Consider the following 7,718-nt stretch of genomic DNA (forward strand, 5'->3'; position numbering starts at 1 on the left):
CCCGAAGCCCTTGGTCTTTCCAGCTGCGGCGGGATTTCACCCGATGCGCCAACCGGCTCATCACGCTCTCGGCGTGGCCCATCGGACGCATGCCGGTCGTCTCCACCCCTTGCTCGGACAGCCACTCCCGATCGTCCTGGATGCATCCCGGCATCGACTCGATCCGGCGGATCATGGCAGCCAGCTGTTGTTCTTTCGCTTCGTCCTCCAACGTGCCGACCGTGCTGTTCAGCTCCACGAGAAGCCCTTCTTCGTCTTGTTTTGCCAGCTTCTTTCGCACGTGTAAATTAGCACATTCTTTCAGAATCCCTTTTTCAAATTATTTCAGATGGATTCCGAAATAATGTGCAAAATTTTTGCCGATTATTCCGGACTTTGCACATTCTTTCGGAACGTTTGCACGCTCTTTCAAATGAAGATTTCCAGCGCGCCTGATGGAATGATGGAAAAGAGAAAGCACAAAAGAGGCCGATTCGGCTCCTTTCGTGCTAATACCCCCATTTCCTCTAAGGCCATGCGCACCACTTCCTCGTCAATGACGGTATTGTCAAAAGTTTATCCTCCACACTCACGGTTTTCCCTTGAGTTTCAACGGTTGGAAGAAAAAAAGCTTGCCACCCCCGTTGTTTTCGGCCATCATTGAGGTAACCACACACTCAACAGCCAAAACAAAGGAGTGACAAGCTTTGTTACCTCAATGATTAGCCTATTTGCTTCAAATCATCAAGACCCAATATCAAATCATTGTGTATCTCATGGGTGTGATCGTGGGAAAATCCCTGAATCGTAAGGACTTGGACGAACCCGTCCAAAAACCGTACCGAAAACTTCAGATCGATGACCTTCCGATCATCGATGTACCGGAAACCCTTGATTACCGGAAGTTGTTGGCAGACTATGAAGCCCAGCACGGACGTCCTTTGCGGCCCATCCAGCGCCGCGCGAAGGCGAAACACCGTGTTCCAGATTCCTTGACTTGCCCTCGCTGCCAGGCTCCCTCTTCTTACCTGTACGCCAATAACGGCGGAAAAGGGCAATACCAATGCAAAGTGTGCCAGTGCCGGTTCAACCACCGAAATCGGTTCACCAAGCAAGCGGTCTTTCGCTGCCCGCACTGCAAAAAGACGCTGGAAAAGATCAAGGAACGCAAAGAATACCACATCTATAAGTGCAAGAACAACGCTTGCCCGTTTTACCAGGCCAACCTTCGCCGGATGACGAAGAAGGAGCGCCAACAGTTTCAACAGGATCCTCAAGCCTTCAAGGTGCGGTATTTGTTTCGAGAGTTCTTGTTTGACTTTCTCCCGTTGGCTTCCTCGTCGCTCATCAAGCCGAAGGTCGATTTGTCCCGGCTGACTGCGTCGCCGCACGTGTTGGGGCTCGCGTTGACGTACTACGTCAACTTTGGGATGTCCTCGAGGGAGACCGCCGCCGCCATGAAGGACATCCATGGCGTCTCGATCTCCCATCAGACGGTGCTCAACTACGCCAACAGCGTCGCGCTTTGGATCAAGCCCTTTGTCGACCGGTTCCCGTATGAGCTGTCCGGTTCGTTTTGCGGGGACGAGACGTATATTCGCGTCAAAGGGCGCTGGCATTACCTGTTCTTTATGTTTGACGCCGTCAAAAAGATCGTGCTGTCGTATCGCGTCTCGCCCAACCGGGACACGCTCTCGGCCATCAAGGCCATCGATGATGTCCTCAGGAAGCTAGCGTCCCTCCCAGACGACTTGTCGTTCGTCGTGGATGGCAACCCGATTTACCGGCTGGCGCAACACTTCTTCGCCCAACACGGGATTTCATTTGACGTCCGCCAAGTGATCGGGCTGACCAATGAGGATCCGGTCTCGGAAGAGTTTCGCCCTCTCAAGCAGATCATCGAGCGATTCAACCGGACCTTTAAAGGCAACTACCGCCCGACCCATGGGTTTGGTGCGGAAGAAGGCTCGGTGTCCTTTGTGACGCTGTTTGTGGCGTATTTCAACTTTCTGCGCCCACACAGCGCGCTCGAAGGCCGGGTGCCGGTCGTCATCCCGGAACTGGCGGATCTTCCGCATATGCCGGCCCGGTGGACGAAGCTGATCGCCATGGCACAAGCGTTTCTCCAACAAGAGGCGGCCTGACTTTTTTGTCCTCCGGAGCCCGTTGAACAGAACTCCTGCCGGATTCGGCGAAGCGAACCCTTGACCAACCGAACACCGCCAAAGGTAAAATTCGGTCATGGCAAGGGCGGCTTTCTTATTGCCTTCTTTTTTGTCCCCGTCGCCCTTGACGACTCTTTCCCACCTTTGGCGGGTGTTGGTCAAGGGCGAATCCGGCCCTCCGCATGCCCCACGATGCTCAATGGGATGATCTGTGTGGAGTTTTCATAGAACTTTTGACGCTACCTCAATGACGTCCTTTTTCAGCTGATGCCCGTACAACAGGCACATCGTGGCCAATGCGTTGATCACACGGGGACAGCCTCGCGATTGCAGAACGATCGCCTCCAACGACGATGGGGTGAAGATCGGATGCTTTTTCTACGTCGGCGCGGGCAATGTAGAAAAAGGCATCGTTTACCCGCATCACCATCCGCGCTTTACGATCGACGAAGACGCGCTTGAGATTGGCGTGCAAATGTTTGTCGCCGCGACGTTGAAACTGTTGGCGGAAGCAGAGTAGGATGCTTCCGCTTTTTTGTACATCATAAAGGCGGATCGATATATTGCATCTCATATTTCGCAACCTTTGCATAATATACAAAAAATAACCAGAATATTCGCATAAAAATAATTTTTTATAAAAAATGTAAAATAATTAATTTTTATTCGGTCAAATCGGGCTTATTTCGAATTTTTATTCAGGGTGCGAAATGTGAGTTGCATGCTCTTTCTCTGTCGCTAATTCACATGGTTGAACTTGGTGTAGCTCACATGAGTGGATAAAGGAAATAAAGAGAGCATGGGGACTCTTTGCCTTCCTTAATGTTTGTTTTGGACTTCGATTCGATCAAGACGACAAGGCTAGGCGATTTTGACAATTTTTGTGATCGGTGCTAGGTCGAGGTCTTGGTTGTAAAGAGCGTGGACAAAATCGCCGTCAAGCGTAGCGAAGTAGTCATAATGGTGGTATGTTGCAATGGCATAATGCAAGGCATCATAGGCTTCGAGCTGGAACAGCCGCATTTGAGCCAAGGCTAAATCTTGAATGTAGGCATCTGTTGTTAGGAATTCAATGTGGAAATGTTGCCTTAGGGCAGATAAAAATTCATTATATCGATCAATGGAATTGTTGTAGAAGATTTGCAACTTGTTTCTTTTTGAGGGATAATTCATCTTCACTAATTTGATTAATTCTGAAAATATTAATAAAAACGTTCTTCTTGTAGAAACTTGGCATCTGTTTTTTCCAAACGTTATATAGGAAGGATACGCTTTCTTCTGATTCCCCAAGGTGATGATTATGGCGAGACTTTGAACGTAAATTGGATTGATTTTTATGGTGGATTTCTAATGGTAATAGAATTTCTTGAATGAATAAGTTATGTACTACTTCCCCAAATACATGTGTACTGATCCCTAATTTCGTTACACCTTCGTTATGCCACTTTTGGAGGATTTCACATACCTTATCTCCCCTTGGATCATTGGAGTCCATATAGGCCAAAATAAAACAAGCATCGATGTATATAGACGCTTGTCCAAAATGTTCATCTATGGCATCTTCCTATGTCATCACAAAAGACATAATCGGCTACCGTCCTTGTTTGTAGATGTCCACTAATTTTTTGCCAAAGGGAGAAGGTTTGGCTATTTTTTTCCGTAATTCGGCAAATGAAAGATCCTTATCCGGTTTGTTGGCCTGTTCCGTGCAAGACAGTGTCACCCTCATTTTCGTTTCCAAAGCGGAGGGCATATTGATCACCTCATTGATTCTCCTTTCTAAAAATTATAATGCAGGTCAGAAAAAATGTACAGATTTTTTCTTTTATTACTATACCCCTGTTCACGAAAACATAAACAGGGAGAGAATCTCCCTTAAAAGGGGAATGGGTGAAAGAAAAGGGGGAAACGGAAAAGAAGTCTTCTTTCCAGCCTGTGAGCGAACGATTTTAAAACAATGGTAAAGCAGCTTTCAAAAAAGAAAATGGAAAAATATCACCATCCCTGTTATGATGATAAAGGGTTCAGCGAACAAGGTGTCTACTTTCGTTTGTTGTTTAGGTACCTTGTTTTGTTGGTAAAAAGGTGTTGGCAGGTGAAACGATGAGAGATTTCCTTTCCCGCTGGCTTCCTGTCATTCTCTGGTGTGTCGTCATTTACACGTTCAGCGAGTCTTCCTGGTTCACTGGGGCGAATACGGCGCATGTGCTACAGATGATTTTATCGTACTTGCCGTTTGGCGGCGGGGATGAAGAGGGGCCGCCATTTTTGAACTTTTTGATTCGCAAAGCGGCGCATTTGACGGAGTTTGGCATTTTGGCCGCGCTTGTGTGGCGGGCGCTGTTGCCCAAGCGGTTTGCGTATGCAGGCGCTTGGCTGTTTGCGACCGCCTACGCGGCGACCGATGAGTGGCACCAATCGTTTGAACCAGGGCGGACGGCGACGCCAAAAGACGTGGCGATTGATTCATGTGGGGCGCTCCTGGCGCTTTTGATTGTATGGGCTTGCCGCTGTTGGGCAAGGACCAAGCATCGGGCGGTCAAACGCGGCGTATAATAGAACAAAGCTCTCCCATCGTATAGATTTAGATGTAAACGGAAAGAATGGCCAATAACGAGTTTGCGAGAAAAGGGAGAGAGGGCCATGGTCGCGTTTATCGCGGGAATGTTTGTGGGTTCGTTTGTGATGCTCGTCATCATGAGCATGATGGCGGTGGCGAAACGGGCGGATGAAGCGAGCGAACGGTGGAGGGAAAAGTGAGAAGCTTGCAGAGGGACGTTAGGCAATGATCGAACGCCTTAGGTGTTCTAAGACATGCTGGTTAATACAGATGCACGGTTTCATGCACGGGAGCAGCGGCAACTCCCTTGATAAAAAGGGGCTAATGGATGATGGCTGCTGTGGTTGTCGCTGATCATTTCGTTTGCGTCGTTGGTCGCGACAGTCGTTGTGCGGTATCAAAAGAAAAGTCCTCTACTAGGTGTAGGTGTAGGTGGGGCGATTCTGCCTATTTCTAGACCGTTGCACTTTTTGCGGTCGCTGTGCGTGTTGGTCAGGGCATTGGCAGTTGTCAATGTCCTGTTTTTTATCCTATGCTTTTATTGCTACTGGTCAACCCGACGGACTCAAGCGCTGTCACGTCTGCGATTGAATCCGCCAACAGCGCCAACATCCCGGTCATTACCGTCGACCGCAGCGCGGACGGCGGGAAAGTGGTCACCCATATCGCTTCTGACAATGTGGCTGGGGGAAAAATGGCGGCGCAATTTATCGTCGACCACTTGAAAAACGGGGGAAACATTGTGGAATTGGAAGGGATTCCTGGTTCGTCTGCAGCCCGTGAACGGGGGGAAGGATTCCACCAAGTGATCGACAAAGCAGCCAATGTCAACTACCCCCACTTAGCTAACGCTTGAAGTGGGGGCTTGCAACTCCCCAGAAGTGCAAACGGACTTCGTCCTCCTTCCTTGACTTGGGGTTGCATCAGGGGGCAGGTTGACGACTACCCAACGACGCAGGTCATGCCTGCATCGTTACCGATTCTCTCGGTGTGTCTGTTGGCAGTACTTGGCTTCCACACACAACAGACGGACCTACGCTCGATGTTTTACGGTTACAACGTTTCCTGTAACCAACTCCATACATCGAGTAGCCGTGATTGGAGTGCCTTTATTGAACGGTTTTCTCCACGCCTTTATTCTATCATACACAAAAGAAAGGGGGAACGCGCATTCCTCTCCCACTTACTCCCTTTGGTCGTTGAAGTGGGAGTCTCCTGCGCGAAATAGGATGAAAGTCGTGGCCAAACAGGCGGCTGATTTTGACCGGGCCAAAGGATTATCGGTCATGGAAAACATTTTGCAAAGCCATAAAGACATTCAAGCGGTCTTTGCCCATAATGACGAAATGGCCTTAGGGGCGTTGGAGGCCTTGCAGGCGCATGGGATGAACAACGTGATTGTGGTTGGATTCGACGCGACCGATGACGCAGTCAAGGCGGTGAAAGAAGGGAAAATGGCGGCCACCGTCGCGCAAAAACCAGCATTGATTGGCGAAAAGGCGGTGGACGCTGCGATCCGCGTTCACAAAGGGGAGAAAGTGGATCAATTTATCCCCGTTCCGCTCGAGTTGGTTCAAGGGCAATAATATGGGATTTTATCCGTGGTGCTAGTTGAGCTCTGACGCTCAACTAGCACCTGGGTTAATCAAAACAAAACTTTGGCAAAGCAAGCTCTTTGATCACTATGTATCTATTAAATGCCATGATAACGACGAAACGCATTAAGGACGCGATTAAAATCATAAGGGTGCATAATCCCGTAAAATTTCCGAAACCGAACGGTAGATGGAATTTCGTTATACCAGTCATACTGAACATATGATTGTGCCTTTAATCCAACATATTTCCAATAAACAATTGGTATTCGATAAGGGTATCGAGATGTTGGTTTTGATCTTGTGACTTTTAATCCAATAGCAATGGCTCGATTGCCTCTAAAACCCAAAATAAGAACAGGACGATATGTACCGCCCTGCCCTTCCTGAAAACGAAAATATATATCGTAAATACCACCCGGCTGCATCATTCTTCATCTAGCCACCGTTGATGCACAGGATTATCGGGATTCACAGTCACAACACCATCAGGGCTAACATCCAATAAAGGAGCAGAAGGCAACCGATCAAAACAAATGCTTGAACTTAAAGACGCATTGATGTTTGCGTATCGATTTCGCACAGCAGGTTTAGCATAAATCGATCTTAATGACTGTGCTCGCACATCTTTTCGCCTTGAGATGGCTGATCTTCGCAACTGGCGATGCTCCTTTCTGCGCATACGCTATCACCACCTTAGCAATAGCATATGCCTGTTTTGAAAAAACATGTACGAGACATACGCTGGCTATAATGTACATCTATTATAGCATATACAAGAGGGGATAACAAAACCAACCAATCTACAAAAATCCTTTGTTTCTACCTTGTTAGGGTGTGACATGTGAGTAGTGATTTCCGCTCTTTCCCTCGACCGGCTTCATTAACCATCGGAGGTCATAAAGAAACGCATCTTGGTTCATACTAAAGAAAAAGATGGAAAAAGAAAGGAACCCACCATGCTTCGCGAACTTGACTGGATGACGTACATCATGATCATTTTGGCCAGCTATCGGTTCACTCACTTGATCGTCTTTGATAAAATCACGGAATTTATTCGCAATCCGTTCATGAAAAAAGAGACGATCCAACACGAGGACGGGAGTACGGAAATCAAGAAGGTGCCGAAATCGAAATTCGGCTATTTGTTGAACTGTTACTGGTGTGCGGGAGTGTGGAGCGCGGTTTTTCTCGCGCTTGGGTATTTATTCATCCCAAAGATCGCCATGCCGTTGATTTTTATCTTTTCGATCGCCGGGGCGCAGGCGATTCTCGAGACGTTTGTCGGAGTCGGGACGAAGGCGGTCGATCTGTTGTCGGCGGCGAAAAAGCGGATGGACTGACATTGGGGGGCGTGCGGCGGAAACATGCGGCGCGCCCGCTTTTCTTGCTTTTGTCGATACATCATGGTTAACTTAT

The 7,718-nt window shown here is 48.3% G+C and carries 6 protein-coding genes and 4 pseudogenes; 8 read left to right on the forward strand and 2 right to left on the reverse strand.

Annotation, left to right across the window (positions count from 1 at the left end):
• Positions 1–280: pseudogene (locus GZ1_RS16865) on the reverse strand (UPF0236 family transposase-like protein); the annotation flags it as partial.
• A 430-nt stretch (positions 281–710) separates the two neighbouring features.
• Between GZ1_RS16865 and GZ1_RS16870 the strand changes: the two are divergent.
• Entirely contained in the window at positions 711–2,123 is a 1,413-nt protein-coding gene (locus GZ1_RS16870) for a DDE-type integrase/transposase/recombinase (protein ID WP_060788950.1), read from the forward strand.
• Between the two features lie 388 nt (positions 2,124–2,511).
• Positions 2,512–2,664, forward strand: a pseudogene (locus GZ1_RS16875) (amidohydrolase); the annotation flags it as partial.
• A gap of 341 nt (positions 2,665–3,005) precedes the next feature.
• Here GZ1_RS16875 and GZ1_RS16880 read toward each other — a convergent pair.
• Positions 3,006–3,317, reverse strand: a complete 312-nt coding sequence (locus GZ1_RS16880; RefSeq protein ID WP_083509329.1) for a PIN domain-containing protein — start codon at positions 3,315–3,317, stop codon at positions 3,006–3,008.
• 470 nt (positions 3,318–3,787) lie between these two features.
• Here GZ1_RS16880 and GZ1_RS19340 point away from each other — a divergent pair, with 470 nt between their 5' ends.
• The 6 genes and pseudogenes from GZ1_RS19340 to GZ1_RS16900 all read left to right on the forward strand — a co-directional run bounded on the left by GZ1_RS19340 (position 3,788) and on the right by GZ1_RS16900 (position 7,642).
• A complete protein-coding gene (locus tag GZ1_RS19340) occupies positions 3,788–4,108 on the forward strand; it encodes a hypothetical protein (RefSeq protein WP_167346373.1) in 321 nt (106 codons plus the stop codon).
• 139 nt (positions 4,109–4,247) lie between these two features.
• Positions 4,248–4,700, forward strand: a complete 453-nt coding sequence (locus GZ1_RS16885) for a VanZ family protein (protein WP_060788953.1) — start codon at positions 4,248–4,250, stop codon at positions 4,698–4,700.
• A gap of 87 nt (positions 4,701–4,787) precedes the next feature.
• Positions 4,788–4,904 (forward strand): DUF3789 domain-containing protein, encoded by a 117-nt coding sequence (locus tag GZ1_RS19725; protein ID WP_011232702.1) that lies wholly within the window; start codon positions 4,788–4,790, stop codon positions 4,902–4,904.
• A 341-nt stretch (positions 4,905–5,245) separates the two neighbouring features.
• A pseudogene (locus GZ1_RS16890) lies at positions 5,246–5,533 on the forward strand (substrate-binding domain-containing protein); the annotation flags it as partial.
• A gap of 388 nt (positions 5,534–5,921) precedes the next feature.
• Positions 5,922–6,290, forward strand: a pseudogene (locus GZ1_RS19405) (substrate-binding domain-containing protein); the annotation flags it as partial.
• Positions 6,291–7,258: 968 nt separating this feature from the next.
• Complete coding sequence (locus GZ1_RS16900) at positions 7,259–7,642, forward strand: DUF1360 domain-containing protein (RefSeq protein ID WP_031406805.1); 384 nt, start codon at positions 7,259–7,261, stop codon at positions 7,640–7,642.
• Positions 7,643–7,718: the final 76 nt, after the last annotated feature.

The sequence above is a fragment of the Geobacillus zalihae NBRC 101842 genome (assembly GCF_001544135.1).
In the GTDB taxonomy this organism is placed as follows: domain Bacteria; phylum Bacillota; class Bacilli; order Bacillales; family Anoxybacillaceae; genus Geobacillus; species Geobacillus zalihae.

Bases quoted from the DNA above. Each gene is read 5' to 3' on its own strand.
- GZ1_RS16880 (WP_083509329.1), bottom strand. From the start codon at position 3,317: ATGAATTATCCCTCAAAAAGAAACAAGTTGCAAATCTTCTACAACAAT.
- GZ1_RS16885 (WP_060788953.1), top strand. From the start codon at position 4,248: ATGAGAGATTTCCTTTCCCGCTGGCTTCCTGTCATTCTCTGGTGTGTC.
- GZ1_RS19725 (WP_011232702.1), top strand. From the start codon at position 4,788: ATGGTCGCGTTTATCGCGGGAATGTTTGTGGGTTCGTTTGTGATGCTC.
- GZ1_RS16900 (WP_031406805.1), top strand. From the start codon at position 7,259: ATGCTTCGCGAACTTGACTGGATGACGTACATCATGATCATTTTGGCC.